Origin of the sequence: Streptomyces sp. NPDC006365 (assembly GCF_042870755.1) — a bacterium.
In the GTDB taxonomy this organism is placed as follows: domain Bacteria; phylum Actinomycetota; class Actinomycetes; order Streptomycetales; family Streptomycetaceae; genus Streptomyces; species Streptomyces xiangluensis.
The window spans coordinates 641,269-662,101 of sequence record NZ_JBIAHS010000002.1 but is presented as its reverse complement, the minus strand read 5'-3'; the positions used below and the strand labels follow the sequence as shown (position 1 = coordinate 662,101).

At 68.1% G+C, this 20,833-nt stretch carries 17 protein-coding genes; 11 read left to right on the top strand and 6 right to left on the bottom strand.

Annotation, left to right across the window (positions count from 1 at the left end; all coding sequences use genetic code 11):
* The first annotated feature begins 6 nt into the window (after positions 1–6).
* Complete coding sequence (katG, locus tag ACFYO0_RS08080) at positions 7–2,226, top strand: catalase/peroxidase HPI (protein WP_388672393.1); 2,220 nt, start codon at positions 7–9, stop codon at positions 2,224–2,226.
* Positions 2,227–2,348: 122 nt separating this feature from the next.
* On the opposite strand, the gene ACFYO0_RS08075 is transcribed toward katG, so the two are convergent.
* A complete protein-coding gene (locus ACFYO0_RS08075) occupies positions 2,349–3,068 on the bottom strand; it encodes a hypothetical protein (protein WP_388672390.1) in 720 nt (239 codons plus the stop codon).
* 263 nt (positions 3,069–3,331) lie between these two features.
* On the opposite strand from ACFYO0_RS08075, the gene ACFYO0_RS08070 reads away from it, so the two are divergent.
* From ACFYO0_RS08070 to ACFYO0_RS08035, 8 genes are all read left to right on the top strand, one after another.
* Positions 3,332–4,489: a mandelate racemase/muconate lactonizing enzyme family protein gene (locus ACFYO0_RS08070; protein WP_388672387.1), complete on the top strand. Its 1,158-nt coding sequence runs from the start codon at positions 3,332–3,334 to the stop codon at positions 4,487–4,489.
* Positions 4,486–5,493 (top strand): zinc-binding dehydrogenase, encoded by a 1,008-nt coding sequence (locus ACFYO0_RS08065; RefSeq protein WP_388672384.1) that lies wholly within the window; start codon positions 4,486–4,488, stop codon positions 5,491–5,493. Before ACFYO0_RS08070 ends, ACFYO0_RS08065 begins: the two co-directional genes overlap by 4 nt.
* A 122-nt stretch (positions 5,494–5,615) precedes the next feature.
* Positions 5,616–6,584 carry a hypothetical protein gene (locus ACFYO0_RS08060; RefSeq protein WP_388672381.1) on the top strand — a complete coding sequence of 323 codons (969 nt, stop codon included), beginning with the start codon at positions 5,616–5,618 and terminating at the stop codon, positions 6,582–6,584.
* 99 nt (positions 6,585–6,683) lie between these two features.
* Positions 6,684–7,796 carry a multiple monosaccharide ABC transporter substrate-binding protein gene (gene chvE / locus ACFYO0_RS08055; RefSeq protein ID WP_388672378.1) on the top strand — a complete coding sequence of 371 codons (1,113 nt, stop codon included), beginning with the start codon at positions 6,684–6,686 and terminating at the stop codon, positions 7,794–7,796.
* Between the two features lie 32 nt (positions 7,797–7,828).
* A complete protein-coding gene (gene mmsA / locus ACFYO0_RS08050; protein WP_388672375.1) occupies positions 7,829–9,379 on the top strand; it encodes a multiple monosaccharide ABC transporter ATP-binding protein in 1,551 nt (516 codons plus the stop codon).
* A complete protein-coding gene (mmsB, locus tag ACFYO0_RS08045; RefSeq protein ID WP_388672372.1) occupies positions 9,376–10,617 on the top strand; it encodes a multiple monosaccharide ABC transporter permease in 1,242 nt (413 codons plus the stop codon). Before mmsA ends, mmsB begins: the two co-directional genes overlap by 4 nt.
* 4 nt (positions 10,618–10,621) lie before the next feature.
* Complete coding sequence (locus ACFYO0_RS08040; protein ID WP_388672766.1) at positions 10,622–11,737, top strand: aldose epimerase family protein; 1,116 nt, start codon at positions 10,622–10,624, stop codon at positions 11,735–11,737.
* 123 nt (positions 11,738–11,860) lie between these two features.
* Positions 11,861–13,504 (top strand): pyridoxal phosphate-dependent aminotransferase, encoded by a 1,644-nt coding sequence (locus ACFYO0_RS08035; protein ID WP_388672369.1) that lies wholly within the window; start codon positions 11,861–11,863, stop codon positions 13,502–13,504.
* A 144-nt stretch (positions 13,505–13,648) separates the two neighbouring features.
* Here the strand turns inward: ACFYO0_RS08035 and ACFYO0_RS08030 are convergent, their stop codons facing one another.
* The 5 genes from ACFYO0_RS08030 to ACFYO0_RS08010 form a co-directional block, all read right to left on the bottom strand.
* Positions 13,649–15,085 carry a family 43 glycosylhydrolase gene (locus tag ACFYO0_RS08030; protein ID WP_388672366.1) on the bottom strand — a complete coding sequence of 479 codons (1,437 nt, stop codon included), beginning with the start codon at positions 15,083–15,085 and terminating at the stop codon, positions 13,649–13,651.
* Complete coding sequence (locus ACFYO0_RS08025) at positions 15,067–16,047, bottom strand: arabinan endo-1,5-alpha-L-arabinosidase (protein ID WP_388672764.1); 981 nt, start codon at positions 16,045–16,047, stop codon at positions 15,067–15,069. The genes ACFYO0_RS08030 and ACFYO0_RS08025 overlap by 19 nt, the downstream gene beginning before the upstream one ends.
* 398 nt (positions 16,048–16,445) lie before the next feature.
* Positions 16,446–17,186: a class I SAM-dependent methyltransferase gene (locus ACFYO0_RS08020; protein WP_388672363.1), complete on the bottom strand. Its 741-nt coding sequence runs from the start codon at positions 17,184–17,186 to the stop codon at positions 16,446–16,448.
* Between the two features lie 44 nt (positions 17,187–17,230).
* Positions 17,231–18,163: an aminoglycoside phosphotransferase family protein gene (locus tag ACFYO0_RS08015; protein WP_388672360.1), complete on the bottom strand. Its 933-nt coding sequence runs from the start codon at positions 18,161–18,163 to the stop codon at positions 17,231–17,233.
* Positions 18,164–18,224: 61 nt separating this feature from the next.
* A complete protein-coding gene (locus ACFYO0_RS08010; protein WP_388672357.1) occupies positions 18,225–19,130 on the bottom strand; it encodes a sulfite exporter TauE/SafE family protein in 906 nt (301 codons plus the stop codon).
* Positions 19,131–19,440: 310 nt separating this feature from the next.
* Here ACFYO0_RS08010 and ACFYO0_RS08005 point away from each other — a divergent pair, with 310 nt between their 5' ends.
* Positions 19,441–19,827 (top strand): hypothetical protein, encoded by a 387-nt coding sequence (locus tag ACFYO0_RS08005; RefSeq protein ID WP_388672355.1) that lies wholly within the window; start codon positions 19,441–19,443, stop codon positions 19,825–19,827.
* Positions 19,824–20,684 (top strand): phosphotransferase enzyme family protein, encoded by an 861-nt coding sequence (locus ACFYO0_RS08000; RefSeq protein WP_388672352.1) that lies wholly within the window; start codon positions 19,824–19,826, stop codon positions 20,682–20,684. The genes ACFYO0_RS08005 and ACFYO0_RS08000 overlap by 4 nt, the downstream gene beginning before the upstream one ends.
* Positions 20,685–20,833: the final 149 nt, after the last annotated feature.

Here is a 20,833-nt window from a genome sequence, read left to right as displayed (position 1 = left end):
TCCCCCATGGCCGAGAACCCCGACGCAATCGTCACCGATCCCAAGGCGGAGGGCGCGGGCGGCTGCCCGGTCGCGCACGGGCGTGCCCTGCACCCGACGCAGGGTGGCGGCAACCGCCAGTGGTGGCCTGAGCGGCTCAACCTGAAGATCCTTGCCAAGAACCCCGCCGTGGCGAACCCGCTGGGCGAGGAGTTCGACTACGCCGAGGCGTTCAAGAACCTCGACCTGGCGGCGGTGAAACAGGACATCGCCGAGGTGCTCGCCACCTCGCAGGACTGGTGGCCCGCCGACTTCGGCAACTACGGCCCGCTGATGATCCGTATGGCCTGGCACAGCGCCGGCACCTACCGGATCAGCGACGGCCGTGGCGGCGCCGGCGCCGGGCAGCAGCGCTTCGCCCCGCTCAACAGCTGGCCGGACAACGGCAACCTGGACAAGGCGCGCCGTCTGCTGTGGCCGGTCAAGAAGAAGTACGGCCAGAACATCTCCTGGGCCGACCTCATGATCCTCACCGGCAACGTCGCCCTGGAGCAGATGGGCTTCGAGACCTTCGGCTTCGCCGGCGGCCGTGAGGACGTCTGGGAGCCCGAGGAGGACGTGTACTGGGGCCCCGAGACCACCTGGCTCGACGACCAGCGCTACAGCGGTGACCGCGAGCTGGAGAACCCCCTCGGCGCCGTCCAGATGGGCCTCATCTACGTCAACCCGGAGGGCCCGAACGGCAACCCGGACCCGATCGCCGCGGCGCGTGACATCCGTGAGACGTTCCGCCGGATGGCGATGAACGACGAGGAGACGGTCGCCCTGATCGCGGGCGGTCACACCTTCGGCAAGACCCACGGTGCGGGCCCGGCGGACGCCGTCGGCAACGACCCCGAGGCCGCCTCCATGGAGGAGCAGGGCCTGGGCTGGAAGAGCACCTACGGCACCGGCAAGGGCGGCGACGCCATCACCTCCGGCCTGGAGGTGACGTGGACCGAGACGCCCACGCAGTGGAGCAACAACTTCTTCAAGAACCTCTTCGAGTACGAGTACGAGCTCACCCAGAGCCCGGCCGGCGCGAACCAGTGGGTGGCGAAGAACGCCGAGGCGATCATCCCCGACGCGCACGACGCGTCGAAGACGAAGCTCCCGACGATGCTCACCACCGACCTGTCGCTGCGCTTCGACCCGATCTACGAGCCGATCGCGCGCCGCTTCTACGAGAACCCCGAGCAGTTCGCGGACGCCTTCGCCCGCGCCTGGTACAAGCTGACCCACCGCGACATGGGCCCGAAGTCGCTGTACCTCGGCCCGGAGGTCCCGGAGGAGACCCTGCTGTGGCAGGACCCGCTGCCGGAGGCGGAGGGTGAGGCCATCGACGCCGCGGACATCGCGTCCCTCAAGGCCAAGCTCCTCGACTCGGGCCTGACCGTCTCGCAGCTGGTCAGCACCGCGTGGGCGTCGGCCTCGACGTTCCGCGGCAGCGACAAGCGCGGCGGTGCCAACGGTGCGCGCATCCGCCTGGAGCCGCAGCGCAGCTGGGAGGCCAACGACCCCGACCAGCTCGCGACGGTCCTGCGCACGCTCGAGGGCATCCAGCAGGAGTTCAACGGCTCCGGCGCCAAGAAGGTCTCTCTGGCCGACCTGATCGTGCTCGGCGGCTCGGCGGCCGTGGAGAAGGCCGCCAAGGACGCGGGCCACGACATCGAGGTGCCCTTCACCCCGGGTCGTGTCGACGCGACGGAGGAGCACACCGACGCGGAGTCCTTCGCCGCGCTGGAGCCCTTCGCCGACGGCTTCCGCAACTACCAGGGCAAGGGCAACCGCCTGCCGGCCGAGTACCTGCTGCTCGACAGGGCGAACCTGCTCACCCTGAGCGCTCCCGAGATGACGGCCCTCGTCGGTGGCCTGCGTGTCCTGGGCGCGAACCACCAGCAGTCGCAGCTCGGCGTGCTCACCGAGACGCCCGGCAAGCTGACGAACGACTTCTTCGTCAACCTGCTCGACCTGGGTACGACCTGGAAGTCGACGTCCGCCGACCAGACCACGTTCGAGGGGCGCGATGCCGCCACCGGCGAGGTCAAGTGGACGGGCACCCGTGCCGACCTCGTCTTCGGCTCGAACTCCGAGCTGCGTGCGCTCGCCGAGGTCTACGCGAGCGATGACGCGAAGGCGAAGTTCGTGAAGGACTTCGTCGAGGCGTGGGACAAGGTCATGAACCTGGACCGGTTCGACGTGGTCTGATCTCGGCTCATCGCTCCGGTCATTCTGAGTCCGACCTGAGTACGAAGTCCGGGCCGGCCCGCTGGGGCCGGCCCGGACTTCTCAGTTCCGGCCGGCAGGACGGGCAGGACCGGCGCGCGAAGCTACGAGCACCAGAACAAGACCTGCCTGCACGTCTCCGAAGGCGTCGGCTCCGGGGACGGAGGCTTCGTCGTCGGGCGGGGATCCGGCGTGTCGGGGTCCGACGGGGCGGTGGTCGGGGCCGGGGCCTCGGGCGTGGGGTCCTCAGACGTCTGCGTAGGCGAGGGCTTCTTGGTCTTGTCTGCGTCCTTGCCCTTCGGCGTCTTCGATGGCGAGGGAGAAGGCGACGCTTCCGGCGACCGCGTGTCCGTCGCGGCGGAGCCCGCCGCCCCGCCCTCCGACGAGCCCGACGACCCGTCCTTCGACGTCCGCGAACCCGAGCCCTCGTCGTCCCTGGCGGTGTTCGGTTCCGCCGACGGCGACTCCCTGCCCACCTCCGCCAGACCCAGCCCGCCCGCGGCGAGCAGCAGCCCCGCCCCGATCAGCAGGGCCCGCTGCCGGCGACGCCGGTGCAGCGCGGCCCGCCTGTCCCGCCGGGTGCCCGGCACCCCACGACGGGACCGGCTCCGGGACCGGCGTCCAGCGGCAGCCGAGGACTCCTCGGACCCGTCGGGATCGGAGTCGTCGTATCCGTCGTCACCCGCCCCGGCATCCGCCCCCTCCCGCGCGTGTGGAGCGGCCAGCGACTCGGCATACGCCCGGCAGGCTTCGGCCGGTGTGCCGCACCCCGGGCAGGCGAGGGCGCCGTTGAGGTGCCGTTGGCACGGGTGGCAGTAGTCCATGACGCCGGAAGACTAGGTTCCGGACAGGTAACGTTCCTAGGGGCAGCTGTGAAAGTTGTGTAGGGGGTGGCCTGTTCAGGCATGCCGATGCAAGGACAGCCCACACCATTCCCCGCCATCTCATCTCCTTCGCGTCAAAACCGTTATGCGTTCGACCGCTCGACCCATTGACACTCCGACCGCCGGATCCTTACTGTCGCGACAGCATTTCGAACGTGTGACGAAATATCGAACAGAGCCGCCGAGCACAGGGAGCATCTGCAGTGCGCATCACGGGAATCAGCACGCACGTGGTAGGGACGCCGTGGCGGAACCTGACCTACGTCCAGGTGCACACCGACGAAGGGCTCACCGGAGTCGGTGAGACACGCATGCTGGGCCATACCGACGCGCTGCTCGGTTATCTGCACGAGGCAGAGGCCAACCACATTCTCGGCTCGGACCCGTTCGCTGTCGAGGACCTCGTCAAGCGCATGAAGTACGGCGACTACGGGCGGGCCGGCGAGATCGTGATGTCCGGTATCGCGGTGATCGAGATGGCCTGCTGGGACATCAAGGGCAAGGCCCTCGGTGTCCCCGTCTGGCAGCTGCTGGGCGGCAAGGTCACCGACAAGGTCAAGGCGTACGCCAACGGCTGGTACACCACGGAGCGGACCCCGGAGGCGTACCACAAGGCCGCGCAGGAGGTCGTGGCGCGCGGCTACAAGGCCCTCAAGATCGACCCCTTCGGCACCGGTCACTTCGAGCTGGACCACGAGGCGACCCTCTACTCCGTCTCGCTCATCGAGGCCGTACGCGACGCGATCGGGCCCGACTCCGAGCTGATGCTGGAGATGCACGGCCGCTTCTCCCCCGCCACCGCCGTGCGGCTCGCCAAGGAGCTCGCGCCCTTCAAGCCGGCATGGCTGGAGGAGCCGGTTCCGCCGGAGAACCTCAAGGCCCTGGAGAAGGTGGCGGCCAAGGTGGACATGCCGGTCGCGACCGGTGAGCGCATCCACGACCGCATCGAGTTCCGCGAGCTCTTCGAGAGCCAGGCCGTGGACATCATCCAGCCCGACGTCGGCCACATCGGCGGCATCTGGGAGACGCGGAAGCTGGCCGCGACCGCCGAGACCCACTACATGCTTGTCGCCCCGCACAACGTGGGTGGCCCGGTCCTGACCGCCGCCTCCCTCCAAGTCGGCTTCAGCTCCCCGAACTTCAAGATCCTCGAGCACTTCAACGACTTCGCGGACGCGGAGATCAAGAAGGTCGTCAAGGGCGCGCCCCAGGTCGTGGACGGGTACTTCCACCTCTCCGACGCCCCCGGCCTCGGCGTCGAGCTGGACACGGACGCCGCGGCCGAGTTCCCGCAGCAGCAGGCCCGCTTCGACCTGTGGGCGGACGGCTGGGAGCAGCGCAAGCCGAAGGGGTCTCAGTGAGCAGCACCGCGGTCGTCATCGAGGCGCCGGGCGAGCACCGGCTGGCGCCGCACGAGCCGGTCGCTCCGGGCGCCGGGGAGGCCCTCGTACGGGTCCACGCGAGCGGCATCTGCGGCAGTGACCGTGAGGTGTACCAGGGCAACCGGCCCGAGGGGTACGTCCGTTATCCGCTCACGCCCGGTCACGAGTGGTCCGGGACGGTCGAGGCGGTCGGCTCCGGGGTTCCGGCGTCGCTCGTCGGCCGCAAGGTCGTGGGCGAGGGCTTCCGCAACTGCCAGGTCTGCGACCGCTGCCACGCGGGCGAGACGACCCTGTGCTCCGCCGGGTACGAGGAGACGGGCTTCACACAGCCCGGCGCGATGGCGGCCACGCTGACGCTCCCGGCACGGCTGCTCCACGTCCTCTCCGACGACGCGGACCTGACCGCCGCCGCCCTGCTGGAGCCGGCCGCCTGCATTGCCGCCGCCGCGCTCAAGGCGAACGCCCTGCCGGGCGAGAAGGTGGCCGTCGTCGGCACCGGGACGCTCGGGATGTTCGCCGTGCAGTTCCTGAAGGCCGGCTCCCCGGCCGAGCTGCTCGTGGTCGGCACCCGCCCGGACCGCGCGACCCTCTCCAAGGACTTCGGCGCCACGGACTTCCGTACGAAGGACGAGCAGCTCCCCGACGACTTCGACGTCGTCATCGAGACAGCCGGGTCCGCGGACGCGGCGCGCACCGCCGCCGCTCTGCTCAGACGAGGCGGACGGCTCGTCCTGACCGGTATCCCGGCTCCGGGTGCCGACGGGCTCGACCCCACCGATCTTGTCGTACGGCAGCTGGAGGTGCACACCGTGTTCGGGGCGCCTCCGGAGGCCTGGTCGCACACGGTGCGGGTGTTCGGTGCCGGTCTGCTCAACCCGCTGCCCCTGGTCACCCACGAGCTGCCGCTGGAGGAGTTCGCGCACGCCATCGAGCTCGTCGGCTCCGGCGACCCGAAGGTCGGCAAGGTGCTGATCAAGCCATAGTCCACGTGGCGCCCGCACCGCCCCACGAGCCGCACGCCGGTACGGAGACCCTGACACTCCGTACCGGCGTGCTCCCAACCGACACGAACCATGTCCGAAACTTCGAACACGAAGGACAGCTTGTGACCGACCCTTCCGCCACGGCAGCCCGACGACCCGGTGAGCCGGCGCTCGCCGCGCTCGGCCTGGGTACGCCCGCTCCCGATCCCGCCGACGCCTCACCGCACACCTTCCCCGGAGGCGGCCGCTGGCGCACCGAGATCCCCTCGTGCGAGGGGCCCGAGGCGCTGGCCGTGGTCCTCAAGGAGTCCTCGCGCCTCGATGTCCCGATCCACCGGATCAGCCAGGGCAGCGGCATCTGGATGCTGACCGACGCCGAGATCACCGAGATGGTCGAGGCCACCGCCGAGCGCGACATCGAGCTCTGTCTGTTCACGGGCCCGCGCGGCACCTGGGACATCGGCGGCTCGACCCGTACCGACTCCCGTGGCGCCGGTCTGCGCGCCCGCGGACAGGATGCGGTGGCCGGATGCGTCGAGGACGCCGTCCGCGCAACGGAGTTGGGCGTAAAGTGCCTCCTCGTGGCTGACGAGGGCGTGCTGTGGACGTTGCACCGGGCGCGTGCCGCCGGGATCATCCCGGCCGACACGACGCTCAAGGTCTCCGCGCTGATCGGCCCGGTCAACCCGGCCGCGTACGCCGTGTACGAGCAGCTCGGCGGGGACTCGCTCAATGTGCCCAGCGATCTGACCCTGGACCATCTCACGGAGATCCGCCGGGTCAGCGCGGCCCCCATGGACATGTACATCGAGGCCCCGGACGATCTGGGCGGCTATGTGCGGATGTACGAGGTCGCCGAGCTGATCCGGCGCGGCGCACCGCTCTACCTGAAGTTCGGCCTGTCCAAGGCCCCCGGAATCTACCCGTACGGTGCTCACATGCGAGACCTGACATTGAGCACGGCCAAGGAGCGGGTGCGGCGCGGACGGCTGGCTCTCGACCTGCTCGCGCGGCACGGAGCGGACGGCGACATGGCGCCGCTGGGCTCGAGGCTGCCCGGCAAACTGAACCGATTCGAAATTCCCTCATAACGTTCCGGACAAACCCCCTTCACAAAAGCTCACGCAGCCGCACACAATCCGACAGCCTCGTCAGATCCGGCGCACCCTCACACATCAAGGATAATGATCATGCGCAACCGCAGAAGTGCCCTCGCTGCCATAGCCGCGGCCTCCTCCCTCGCCCTCACCCTCTCCGCATGCGGCCAGAGCAGTGAGGGTGGCAGCGAGGACACCAAGGGCGACGCCAAGGGCTCCACGGTCGGGATCGCCATGCCCACCAAGTCCTCCGAGCGTTGGATCGCCGACGGCGCCAACGTCGAGAAGGGCCTGAAGGCCAAGGGCTACAAGACGAAGCTGGTCTACGGTGAGGACGACCCGGACCAGCAGGTCTCACAGATCGAGAACCTGATCACCCAGGGCGTCAGCGCGCTGATCGTCGCGGCGATCGACAACAAGTCGCTCGACAACGTCCTCCAGCAGGCCGCCGACGCCGACATCCCGGTGATCTCCTACGACCGTCTGATCCTCGGCAGCGAGAACGTCGACTACTACGCCTCCTTCGACAACGAGAAGGTCGGCGAGCTCCAGGGCGGCTACATCGTAGAGAAGCTCGGTCTGAAGGACGGCAGCAAGAAGGGCCCGTTCAACATCGAGCTGTTCGCGGGCTCGAACGACGACAACAACACCAAGTACTTCTTCCAGGGCGCGATGAACGTCCTGCAGCCGTACATCGACAAGAAGCAGCTGGTGGTCAGGTCGGGCCAGACCAAGCTGAACCAGGTCACGACTCTGCGCTGGGACGGTGGCACCGCCCAGAAGCGCATGGACGACCTGCTGACCGCCGCGTACAAGAAGGAGCGCGTCGACGCGGTGCTCTCGCCCTACGACGGCATCTCCATCGGCATCCTCTCGGCGCTGAAGTCCGACGACTACGGCTCCAAGGCCAAGCCGCTGCCGATCGTCACCGGCCAGGACGCCGAGGTCGCCTCGGTGAAGTCGATCATCGCGGACGAGCAGCGGCAGACCGTCTACAAGGACACCCGCCAGCTCGCCGAGGTCGCCACCAACATGGTCGACTCCGTGCTGAACGACAAGAAGCCCGAGGTCAACGACACCAAGACCTATGACAACGGTTCGAAGGTCGTGCCCGCCTTCCTGCTCGAGCCCGTCAGCGTCGACAAGACCAACTACCAGACGGTCGTCGTCGACTCGGGTTACATCAAGGAAAGTGACCTGAAGTAACCGCCATTTCTCAAGGATTGGAAGGCACGACCATGGCGGGACCCGTCCTGGAAATGCGCTCGATCGTCAAGACCTTTCCCGGCGTCAAAGCGCTGTCGGACGTCACATTGACTGTCCAGCAGGGCGAGGTCCACGCCATCTGTGGGGAGAACGGCGCCGGCAAGTCGACCTTGATGAAGGTCCTCTCCGGCGTCCACCCGCACGGCAGTTACGAAGGGGAGATCCTCTTCGAGGGAGAGGTCTGCCACTTCAAGGACATCCGGGCGAGCGAGCAGCACGGCATTGTGATCATCCACCAGGAACTGGCCCTGGTGCCGTATCTCTCCATCGCAGAGAACATCTTCCTCGGCAACGAGCACGCCACGCGCGGGCTCATCAGCTGGAGCGAGACGCTGAAGCACGGCTCCGAGCTGATGCGGCGAGTCGGACTGGGCGAGCACCCCGACACCCGCGTCGCCGACATCGGCGTGGGCAAGCAGCAGCTCGTCGAGATCGCGAAGGCGCTGTCGAAGAAGGTGAAGCTGCTCATCCTCGACGAGCCGACCGCGGCTCTGAACGACGAGGACAGCGGCAAACTCCTGGATCTCATCCTGGAGTTGAAGAAGCAGGGCATCACCTCGATCATCATCTCGCACAAGCTGAACGAGATCCGCAAGGTCGCGGACTCGGTGACGATCCTGCGCGACGGGCGCTCCATCGAGACGCTCGACGTGAAGGCCAAGGAGACCACCGAGGACCGGATCATCAGCGGGATGGTCGGCCGCGACCTCGAACACCGCTTCCCGGAGCGGACGCCGCATCACCCGGAGGAGGGTGCGGCGCCCGCCCTGGAGATCCGCAACTGGACCGCGCACCACCCGATCGACCAGCAGCGCAAGGTGGTCGATGACGTGTCGATCTCCGTGCGGCGCGGGGAGATCGTCGGGATCGCGGGACTGATGGGCGCGGGCCGTACCGAGCTCGCGATGAGTGTCTTCGGGCGCACGTACGGCCGGTACGCGGGCGGCACGGTCCTCAAGGACGGCAAGGAGATCCGTACCAAGACCGTCCCGGAGGCGGTCAAGCACGGGATCGCGTACGTCACCGAGGACCGCAAGCACTACGGGCTCAACCTCATCGACACCATCAACCGCAACATCTCGCTGAGCGCCCTGACCAAGGTCTCGAAGCGCGGGGTCGTCGACGAGCACGAGGAGCGCCAGGTCGCCGAGGGCTTCCGCAAGTCCATGAACATCAAGGCGCCGACGGTCTTCGAGCCGGTGGGCAAGTTGTCCGGCGGCAATCAGCAGAAGGTCGTCCTCAGCAAGTGGATCTTCGCGGGTCCCGATGTGCTGATCCTGGACGAGCCGACGCGAGGCATCGACGTGGGTGCCAAGTTCGAGATCTATACGGTCATCGACAAATTGGCGGCCGAGGGCAAAGCGGTCGTCTTCATCTCCTCCGAGCTGCCCGAGCTGCTCGGTATGTGCGACCGCATCTACACCATGGCCGCGGGACGACTGACGGGTGAGTTCTCGCGGGCCGAGGCTTCGCAGGAAGTGCTGATGCGTCAGATGACGAAGGACAAAGAGGTAACACGATGAGCACGGATGTGACCGCCAAGACCCCGGCCGCGCCGCCGGGCAAGAGCGGATCGGCTGCGGACGACGGTCTGCTGAAGCTGATGCTGGACGGCATGCGCCGCAACATGCGGCAGTACGGCATGCTGATCGCCCTCGGTCTTATCGTGGCGCTGTTCGCCGTGTGGACCGACGGCGACCTGCTCCTGCCGCGCAACGTCTCCAACCTGGTGCTGCAGAACAGCTACATCCTGATCCTCGCGATCGGCATGATGTTGGTCATCATCGCGGGCCATATCGACCTGTCGGTCGGCTCGCTCACCGCGTTCGTCGGCTCGATCGCCGCGGTGCTGATGGTCAACAACGACGTCGCCTGGCCACTGGCCGTGGTCATGTGCCTGGCGCTGGGAGCGGCCGCGGGCGCGATGCAGGGCTTCTTCATCGCGTATCTGGGGATACCGTCCTTCATCGTCACCCTTGCCGGAATGCTGCTCTTCCGCGGTCTGACCGAGATCTTCCTGGAGGGCCAGACGATCGGCCCGTTCCCGAAGGGGCTGCAGAAGGTCGCGAACGGCTTCCTGCCCGAGGTCGGCCCGAACACGAACTACCACAACCTCACCCTGCTGCTCGGCTTCGCGCTGATCGCGTTCGTGGTGCTCCAGGAGGTACGCGACCGCAAGCGCCAGCAGGAGTTCGCCCTGGACGTGCCGCCGGCCAAGCTCTTCATCCTGAAGCTCGTCGCGCTGGTCGCCGCCATCCTCACCGTCACGATGCTGCTCGCCAGTTACAAGGGCACCCCGGTGGTGCTGCTGATCCTCGGTGTGCTGGTCGTCGGCTTCGGCTATGTGATGCGCAACGCCGTCATCGGCCGCCACGTGTACGCGATCGGCGGCAACCTGCCCGCGGCCAAGCTGTCGGGTGTGAAGGACAAGAAGGTCACCTTCCTGGTCTTCCTGAACATGGGCATGATGGCGGCCCTCGCGGGAATGGTCTTCGCGGCCCGCTTCAACGCGGCCTCGCCCAAGGCCGGTCTCAACTTCGAACTCGAGGCGATCGCCGCCTCGTTCATCGGCGGAGCCTCGATGAGCGGCGGCGTCGGCACGGTCCTCGGCGCCATCATCGGCGGCCTCGTCCTGGGCGTGCTGAACAACGGCATGAACCTCGTCGGCGTCGGCACCGACTGGCAGCAGGTCATCAAGGGCGTCGTGCTGCTGGCAGCGGTCGGCTTCGACGTGTGGAACAAGCGCAAGGTCGGTTCGTAAATCCATCTGTACGCGGTACGGGGGCCCCTGTGGGCCCCCGTACCCATGTGCGCACGCCACAGGAGGCAGGACGGTGAAGGAGCTCTTCGGCAGGCTCACCGACGGGACGGAGATCCACCGCTGGTCGCTGGAGAACGGCGGCACCCGACTGAAGGTCCTGTCGTACGGCGGGATCGTGCAGTCCCTGGAGATCCCCGACCGGCACGGCCATTACGCGAACGTGTCCCTCGGCTTCGCCGCCATCGAGGACTACGTCGCCTCCAGCCCGTACTTCGGCGCCCTGATCGGCCGGTACGGAAACCGCCTGGCCGAGGGCAGATTCACGCTGGACGGCCAGACGTACCAATTGGACGTCAACGACGACGAGAACAGCCTGCACGGCGGAGCGACCGGCTTCGACAAGCGTGTCTGGGACGTCGAGCCCTTCACCGCCGGCTCCGACCTGGGCCTCGTACTCCACCACACCAGCGTCGACGGCGAGATGGGCTACCCCGGCACGCTGAGGACGAAGGTCACGTACACCCTCACCCGGCAGGGCGACTGGCGCATCGACTACGAGGCCACCACCGACAGGACCACGGTCGTCAACCTCACCAGCCACGTGTACTGGAACCTGGCGGGCGAGGGCAACGGCTCGGTCCACGGCCACGAGCTGGACATCGCCGCGTCCCGCTACACGCCGGTCGACCCGGGCCTGATCCCCACCGGTGAGCCGGCCGAGGTCACGGGCACCCCCTTCGACTTCCGCCGTACGAAGACCGTCGGCGAGGACCTCCGCGAGGCTCACCAACAGCTCCTGTACGCCAAGGGCTTCGACCACAACTGGATCCTGGACAAGGGCGTCACGGCGACGCCCGAGCGCATCGCGAGGCTGCGCGACCCGGACTCCGGCCGCACCCTGGAGATATCGACGACCGAGCCGGGCCTGCAGTTCTACTCCGGGAACTTCCTCGACGGGACGCTCGTCGGCACCGGCGGCACCATCTACCGCCAGGGCGACGCGCTGTGCCTGGAGACCCAGCACTTCCCGGACTCGCCGAACAAGCCGGAGTTCCCGTCCACCACGCTCCGGCCAGGCCAGACGTACCGCTCGGCGACTGTCCACTCGTTCGGCCGCTGAAACATGCCGGGGAGAATCAATCGCCCCCATGTTTCCCAAGAGTTGAACACCGGAGCATCCTCGTCCGTACAAGGGGACGGCCCGCATATGTCCGCGCGGGCCGCCCCCACGGACGGAGGGTCCATGGCCGACAACGTCACCTCGCTTTTCCGCACCGGCGCGCACAGCCCGTCAATGGCCGCGCTGGCACGAGAGAGCGGGGAGTCGGGTCCGCTGGACTTCTGCATCCCGTGCAATCCGTACTTCCCGACGCCGGCGATGTTCGAAGAGCTGACGCACCGGCTGCGCGACATCATCACGTTCTACCCGAGCAGCGCCGACACCATCACCGGTGAGCTGTGCAATCTGCTCCAACTGCCCCCTCAGTGCGTCGCGATGGGCAACGGGTCGACCGAACTGATCACCTGGATCGACCACTTGCTGGTGCGCGAGTCCCTGGCCATCCCCGTCCCCACCTTCGGCCGCTGGACCGACCAGCCCATGGAGACCGGTAAGCGTGTCGACATGTTCCCGCTCCAGGAGAGCAACGGCTTCGCGCTCGACCCGGCGCAGTACATCCAGTTCATCCGCTCCCGGGGCAGCCGGGTCGCCGTCATCTGCAATCCGAACAACCCCGACGGCGGCTTTCTGCCCCGCCAGACGATCAACGCCTTCTGCGACGCCCTCGCCGATCTGGACCTGATCGTCATCGACGAGTCGTTCCTGGAATTCGCCGACGCGGAGGCCGAGCCGAGCGTCGTCGAGGACGCGGTGATGCGCCCCAACGTGATCGTGCTGCGCAGCCTCGGCAAGAACTTCGGCCTGCACGGCATCCGCTTCGGCTACATGGTCGCCAACCCCTCCCTGGCCGGCCAGATCCGCTCGATGCTGCCCAAGTGGAACCTCAACTCCTTCGCGGAGACCGTGGTGTTCATGCTCCGGGACCATGGCGCCGAGTACATGGAGAGCCTGCACCAGGTCCGCCGTGACCGCCTGGACATGGCTCGCCAGCTGTCCCAACTGCCCGGGCTGACGGTGTATCCGTCCCAGGGCAACTTCCTCTTCGTGCGCCTCCCCGTGGGCGCCGAGGGCACCGTGGTCCGGGATCGGCTGCTCACCGAGCACCGGATCCTGGTCCGCGAGTGCGGCAACAAGATCGGCTCGTCCAGTCGCTTCCTGCGGCTCGTGGTCCGGCCTCAGGTGGATGTGCGTCGCCTGGTGTCCGGCCTGGAGTCGGTGCTCTACGGGTCCAGGAGGGGAGCCGCCGTGCCCGAGCTGGGCGGAAACAACAACTACAGCTCGGGTACGGCGGCCGTGGACCGGCTCGTCAGCTCCACCAACGGCTCGGGCGTGCAGGGCCTCGCCGCCGCAGCCCAGGGGCAGGGCCAGCAGCAACAGCAACAGCAACCGCAGCTGGCGCCGGTGGCCCAGGGCCGGCAGCAGCAGGGACTACTGACCGCTGTGGGCGCCATGGGTCAGGGGCAGCAAGGTCAGCAGCCACAGCAGCAGCCCATGACCGCCATGGCTCAGGCCCAGCAGCAGGCCGGTCTGAGCCCGGTGGGCGCGGGCCAGCCGCAGCAGCCGGGACTGAGCCCGGTGGCCGCGGGTCAGCCCCAGCAGGAACCGTGGCTGACCCCCGTGGGCCAGCCCCAGCAGCAACAGCCCGGCCTGACGCCGGTCGCCCAGCCCGGTCCGCAGCCGATGCCGCAGCCCACGCGCTGGCCGGCCGCCGCCGCGTCCCGCGGCACGCCCTGGCCGGACGCCCCCGCAAACAACCGGGTCGGCTGACCGACGAGCCGGACCGGTTGCCCGGAGGCCTCGCTTTCCCGCACGAGGCCTTCGCCGGCCGGGAGGATCGGGCCGCGTCGCCCAGGACCTTCGCCAGCGGGTCCCATGTCCTCCCGGCCACGGCTCCCACCGTGGTGGGATCGCTCAGGTCGGCCTGAGCTGCCACTGCTGGCATTTGTTGTTCAGCCAGGCCCACTGCCGTACGTCCCCTCCGTCGGCGGTGGAGCAGTCGGCGACGTCGGCGACCTTGCCGGTGGCCTGGTTGACGATCCGTACGTAGCCGCCGCTCGTGGCGTGGAACCGGAATCGCTGGCAAGTGTTGTTCAGCCAGGACCACTGGCGCAGGTCGGCGCCGTCGGCCGAGGAGCAGTTCGCTGTGTCCAGTACCTTGCCACTGGCGACGTTCACCAGGCGGTGCGTGTCATCGCCCAGGTCCTCCAGACGCCAGCGCTGATTGTTCCCGCCGCTGCACGCCCACTGCTGCACATTGGCTCCGTCGGCGCTGGAACTTCCCGCCACATCAAGGCACTTGCCGCTGTTCCGGTTGACGACCGTGTACGTCGTCGAGGCGGCGGACGGCTCCCCCGAGGGCCCGGCGAGCGAGGCACCGAGCCTCACCGGCGTACCGAGGTTCGGCGAACCGTCCGAGTTCCAGGTGATCTTCTGCGCCCGCGCCGTACGCCCGTTGTCGCAGCCCTCGCTCGCTTGGTCGTTGGCGTGGTAGACGATCCAGTCCTCGCTGCCGTCGGGTGACTTGAAGTGGCCGTGGTGCCCGGGCCCATAGACGCCGTTCGCGTCGTTGCGCTGGAAGACGGGCGTGGACTTCTTCGTCCAGGAGGAGGCGGCCAGGGGGTTGGAGCCGGTGAGGGTGAGCTGGCCCAGCTTGTAGTCGGGGGTCCAGCAGCCGCTCGCCGAGTAGATCAGCCGTGTCGTCCCGTTCCGCTGGAGGATCTCGGGCCCTTCGTTGACCGTGCCGCCCTGCCGCTCCCAGTCGTGCGTCGGCGTGGAGATCGTCGTGAAGGAGCCGCTGACCGTGTACGGGTTGGACATCCGCGCGGCGACCAGGTTCTGCGTACCGCCGCCGCTCGCGCTGCCGAACAGGTACAGGCTTCCGTTGATGGTCGCCACGCTCGGGTCGAGCATCCAGGCGCTGTTCAGCTGGTTCTTGTACGTGTACGGCCCCATCGGGTCCGAGCCGGCACTCTCCAGGACATGGGTGCGCTGGGTGGGGATGTAGTCGGAGACGTTCTGGCCCGCGACGTAGTACAGGTACCAGCGGCCGTTCAGGAAGTGCAGCTCCGGCGCCCAGATGTTGCAGCAGCGCGAGGCCGCGTCACCCGTCCACACCTGCACGCTGGGCGCGCTCGACAGACCGGCCAGGGTCGGCGACTTGCGGATGGTGATGGCGTCCGTCCAACTCGTCGTCACCAGGTAGTAGTTGCCGTTGTGGTACGAGATCCAGGGGTCGGCGCCCTTCTGCGCCTTGACCGGGTTCGTGAAGGAGGCGGCGCTCGCGGAGGACTGGCCGAGGGACAGCGCGAGCAACAGGGCCGCCAGCAGGGTCAGTAGGCGACGGGCCATCCGCTGCTCCAGTTCAGAAGGTTGACGCCGAGCTTGGGAGTGCCGTTGTCCTGGCCGTCGTAGTAGTGGTAGACGATCAGGTCGCCGTCCGCGTCGTTCATGATCGACTGTCCGCCGGGGCCGATGTACCGGCCGTGCGACTCCAGTACGGGCGTACCGCCGTTGTTCATCATGGCGACGCCGTTCTTGTCGCGGTACGGCCCGGTGACGCTGGTGGCGCGGCCGACCTTGACCTTGTACGTGGAGCTGGTGCCTGCGCAGCAGGTGTCGTACGAGGCGAACAGGTAGTAGTAGCCGTTCCGTTTGACGATGTACGGAGCCTCGACGGCCTTCGTGCCGGTGGGGCGGGAGGCGAGCGAGTACCGGGTGGTGTCGGAGCTCAGCTGCTTCCCGGTCGACGGATTGATCTGGATCATCTTGATCCCGGACCACCAACTGCCGAACGACAGCCACCACTTGCCGTCGTCGTTCACGAAGAGGTTCGGGTCGATGGCGTTGTAGTCGGTCGACGAGCTCGAGGTGTGGACGATGCCCTGGTCCGTCCAGCTGCCCGGCCGGCCGGTCGCCGAAGTCGCCAGCCCGATCGCCGAGTTCTGGGAGCCGAAGGACGAGACGGAGTAGTACATCAGGTACTTGCCGCCGTGGTACGAGATGTCGGGCGCCCAGGCCTCCGGCACGGAGGAGTAGTTTCGCCACCAGCTCGGCCTGCTGGAGAAGGCGTCGCTGCCGTTCCTGAAGGCGATGCGGTCACCGGACGTCTTGCTGGAGATGCCGCCGCCGGTGGCGTAGAGCAGGTACTGGCCGGACGATGTGCGGATCATCGTCGGGTCATGGGTGACGATGTCGCCGGTGACGCGGCCCGGGTTCGGGTACGCGGACGCCGTGCTCGGGACGAGCGCGAGCAGGATCGCCGCGGGGACGGCGAGGAGGGCGGTCCGGCGGGGGGCTCGACGGGGGGTTATGCGAGCGGTTCTTCGGGAGGCGCTTCTGGAGGTGCGGCTCACGCGGATCCTCCTACGAGTGGGGTCGTTCTACGGAGGTCGTTCGAAATCCTGAACAGCGATCACATCTTCGAACGGGACCGTAGAATCGAACCCCTTGCGCGTCAACGGTTCGCGCAGCAACTCCCACCACGCCGGTCGTCGAATCGCATTCGAACCCCTACCTGCTCACCTGTCGCACAGGCGGCTTGACGTCACAGCGGCGGGAGCCCAGTTGACGGTGATCACCGGGGCGGGACACTTCCTCACGGAGGACACCCGAAGACGTCGCGGACGAGTGCCTACGGTTCCTCACCCAGATCTCGCACGACTCCAACACCCAGTGAACTCAGGGCATCTCGCCGGAACCACACTCGACCCTAGACCTGCTCACGCCCCGGGCGTAGCGCGACGAAGACGAACTCCCGCCCCGGCCGATCGGGCGCATCCCGCACGTCCTCCACGACGTACCCCTGCGCGGCCAACTCCGCCTCGACTTCCTCCCGTTCACGGAATCGAAGCGTCGAGTCCGACGTCAGTACCCGCCCGTCCGCGGCGAAGACATAAGTCCCGCGGAACGTCACCAGCGGCCCACTGACGTCGATCAGGTCCAGCCATGTCTCGACAGCGCCGACGCCCGGAATCTCCGTAACGCGGTACGTGGCCTCCCAGTTCCACGCCTCCCAGGCGCGCTTCGCGGGATCCCGGATCTCGAACACGAAACGCCCGCCCGGCCGCAGCGCGGCACAGGTCCCTCGCAGGGTCTCCTGCCAGACCTGCGGGTCGACGATGGCCTGCGCGGCGTTGCCCGTCATGGTCGCGAGGTCAGCTTGCAGCGGCGGAAGCCCTGTTGCATCGCCATGGATCCAGCGCACCCGGTCACCGCCTGGTTTGGCCCGGGCCACATCGAGAGACGCGGCGGCAGGATCGACACCGACCACCTCGATCCCGCGATCGGCCAGCAGAAGCGCGAACACGCCCGTCCCGCAACCGACATCCAGCACCCGACGCGCCCCGAACTCCTCCACCACACGCACGTACGCATCGAGATCCCCGCGATCGGGATCGACCGCGTCGTAGATCGCGGCCAGCCGCGGATGCCCGAACAACTCGTCAGCCATGCGGCCGAACGTATCCGGAGACGACACCGAGCGGCTGCTCATTTTCACCTGGGTTCCGTGAGCAACTCCGCGAAGCCGTCTGCGAATTCGGTGAGCCGGGCCAGTCGTGGTCCACTGCGGGCGACACGGAATCCGTGGCGGCGGCCGTGGAACGCGGCCTGGACGACGTGGAACTGGGCCCAGCGCCGGGCACGTTCGCGGTCGACCTCCGCGGCCTTGGCGAACACGTCGAGCGCACGGCGGACCGCCTTGCGCAGGTCGTCCGCTTCGAGGAGCCGCAGTGCGCGAGCCTTGAGCAGCGTGCCGCAGTCGTAAGCCGGGTCTCCCGCGTAACCCTTCGGGTCGACGGCCAGCCAGGGCTCGCGGTCGGCGCGCAGGATGTTGCGGGCGTGCAGGTCGCCGTGGATGACGGTTTCCGGTTGGGTGCGACCCAGTTCCCGGACGGTCGCCAGGGCGGCGTCCAGGACATGACGCGGCAGGGTGTGCGGCAATTCCTCGGCGTCCCTGTGCAGTTGCTCCTCCCAGGCGTCGGCCCGCTCGCGCAGCAGGGGCAGCCCGGGTGGTGCGGGGACGGCAAGGCGGCGGTTGAGCCGCCCGGCCACCGTCACCACTTCGTCGTCGTCCTCGACCTCGGCCAGCGTCGACGTCCCGGCCCGCTCCAGCAGCATCGCGAACCGGTCGTCGTCACGCTCGTACAGCCGGACGGCCCCGCGCCCGCCCCACACCGTGAACGCGTCCGGCTCATGGACATTGCCGGGATGCGGGAACGACACCTTCAGCACGGCGGCACCCTCGGCCCGCCGTCGCACGGGAACGATGACACCGACACCCCCGTGCATGACCTCGCCGTCCGGCACGCACTCCCAGCGCCCCAGCAACTCGTCCACGATCCTGGGAAGTTCGGCAAGCCACGCTGCTCCGGGCTCCCCCTCTCGATCGACGGTGCTCCGCGCGAACGCCTCCGGTATCCGGATCATCCAGGCACATTACGCCCCGGTGGCTGAGCCGCAGACCCCAACCGCCCCTCGTGCGAGGCGTCTACGCCGAAACGGGCTGCCGTTCCGCGTCCGCCTCCAGTACCCGCTCCCTCCGGTACGCACGGATCGAGTACGTCAGGGCGGCGACCCACAGCGCGTACAGGAGTACGTAGACGGGGGTGCTCAGCGAGCTGGACGCGCCGACCCAGTCGCTCTTCAGCAGCGTACGGACATTCGTCACGATGATGACGCCCCCGACGGCGGACCCCAGAACGCGCGGCGGAACCAACCGCACCAGCCACGCCGCGATCGGCGCCGCGATCAGCCCGCCGAGCAGAAACGCCGCGACCCAGCCCCAGTTGAGCCCCTGCGATCCGAGCGAGAAGAGGAAGCCCAGGCTCGCCGCCACCGCGACCAGGAACTCGCTCGTGTCGATGGAGCCGATCACCTTGCGCGGCTCCATACGCCCGCTGGCCAGCAGTGCCGGCGTACCCACCGGGCCCCAGCCGCCGCCACCCGTCGCGTCCAGGAACCCGGCGACCACCCCGAGCGGCGACAGGAACCTCTTGCGCAGCGGCTTGCCGAGATTGCCCTTGGGCATGCCGCGGAACGTGAACCGGGACATCACGTACAGCCCGAGCCCGAGCAGGATGAGCGACATCACCGGCTCGGCGACCGCGGTGGACAGCTTGGACAGCACGGTCGCGCCGAGGAAGGCACCGACCGCCCCCGGCAGCCCGATCTTGGCGACGACCTTCCAGTCCACGTTCCCGAACCGCCAGTGCGCGGCGCCGGACATCAGCGTCGTACCGATCTCCGCGAGGTGGACCGTGGCCGAGGCCGAGGCCGGGTTGGTGCCCATGGCGAGCAGCAGGGTGGTCGAGGTCACGCCGTAGGCCATGCCCAGGCTGCCGTCGACCAGTTGGGCACCGAGGCCCGCCAAAGCGAGCAGTACCAGGGTGCGCATACGAGTCCGTCCCGCCTTTCCTAGCTTTCCTACCGGTTGAGTAGGGATCGACGGCCGACTGTAGAGGCACAAGCTGAGAAGAGGTTAAAAACGATGTGAAGATGCCTTGGAGCCGGACGGCTTCCGGCACCGCGAGGGTGCTGCCCTCCACGATCGTCGTCAGACCGAGTGAGGCAAGCGTCACTGCCACGCTCGACCGCGACTGCTCGCTGTCGCGGACGCCGTCGTCGGGCCCCAGATCGGGCGCCTTGTCGACCGGTTCGGGCAGGCGCGGGTGCTTCCCTGCGCGCTGGGCGCACATGCCGGGGCCGTGGCGCTGCTGCTCGCCGGCGCCGTTCCGGACCTCATCGCCGGAGTGCTCGTCGGGGCAACGCTGCCCCAGCTCAGTGCCCTGTCCGCCGCTCGCTGGTCCGCTCTGCTGTCCGGCGAACGGGCTGCCGCGTTGCCCACCGCCTTCGCCCTGGAGGCCCTCGCCAACGGCGTGTCCTACCTGGCCGGCCCGGCCCTGGTGAGCGTCCTCGGTGCGGCGGGCCGCCCGGGCGCCGGGGTGCTGCTCGCCGCCGCGTTGACTGCTTCGCTCGGGGTGGGCGCTTCCCCTCATGGGAGACCACCGCAGTGTCCGAAGATCGTTGGCACCTGGCCACGCTGGTTGGCACCGCTCTCGCACATCTATGCCAAGATTCGAAGGTGGAGATGACCGACGTCACGCGTGCGATCGCGGCTGCGACTTCGGTCGCCGTATCGCTCGACCTGCCGACCGACGACGCGATCGTTCTCCACAACTCGAACAAGCTGGCGCTGCGGCTGACGCCATGCGGCGTCCTTGCCCGGGTCGCCCCTGTGGGACAAGAGGTTGCACAGTTCGAAGTCGAGCTCGCTCAGCGGCTCGCCGCGGTCGGCTGCCCGGTGTGCCCCTTGGAGCCTCGGGCGGATCCGCGTGTGTACACGCACGATGGCTTCGCCGTGACGCTGTGGACCTACTACGAGCCCGTGACACCTCACACCTCACCGGTCGACTACGCCAAAGCGCTGGAGCAGCTGCACGCCGGCATGCGCAAGGTCGATGTACCGAGCCCGAGGTTCACGGACCGGATCACGGAGGCGGAAGAAGTTGTCGCCGACCCGGATCGCTCGCCGGAGCTCGCTGACGCAGACCGCGTGTTCCTCAGCAGCAGACTGGAAAGCCTGCGACGAGCGATCGACGACCGCGGCGCCGTGGAGCAGCTGCTCCACGGCGAGCCGCACCCAGGCAATGTGCTCAGCACGAAGAACGGCCCATTGTTCATCGACCTTGAGACGTGCTGCCGCGGACCCGTCGAGTTCGACCTCGCCCATGTTCCCGAGGCGGTCTGCGAGCACTACCCGAACGTCGACCAAGGGCTGCTGGACGAGTGCCGACAGCTCGTCCTCGCGATGGTCGCCGCGTGGCGTTGGGAGCTTGGCGACCAGTTTCCGAACGGGAGGCGATTCGGAGAAGAATTCCTGCGCGCACTGCGCGACGGTCCTCCTTGGCCGACACTCGACACGATGAACCAGCGACTGGGCGGCCTGTAGAAATCGTCGAAGGTCACGTGAAAGCGGCGAGGAACCAAGCGGCGCCGACGCCAACAAACGTAGCAATTTATTTCAGATGCCGAGAATCTTGGCCAAACAGTGCCAACCAGCGTGGCCAGGCCCTTGGGAGCCCCAGGTCACACAGCCCG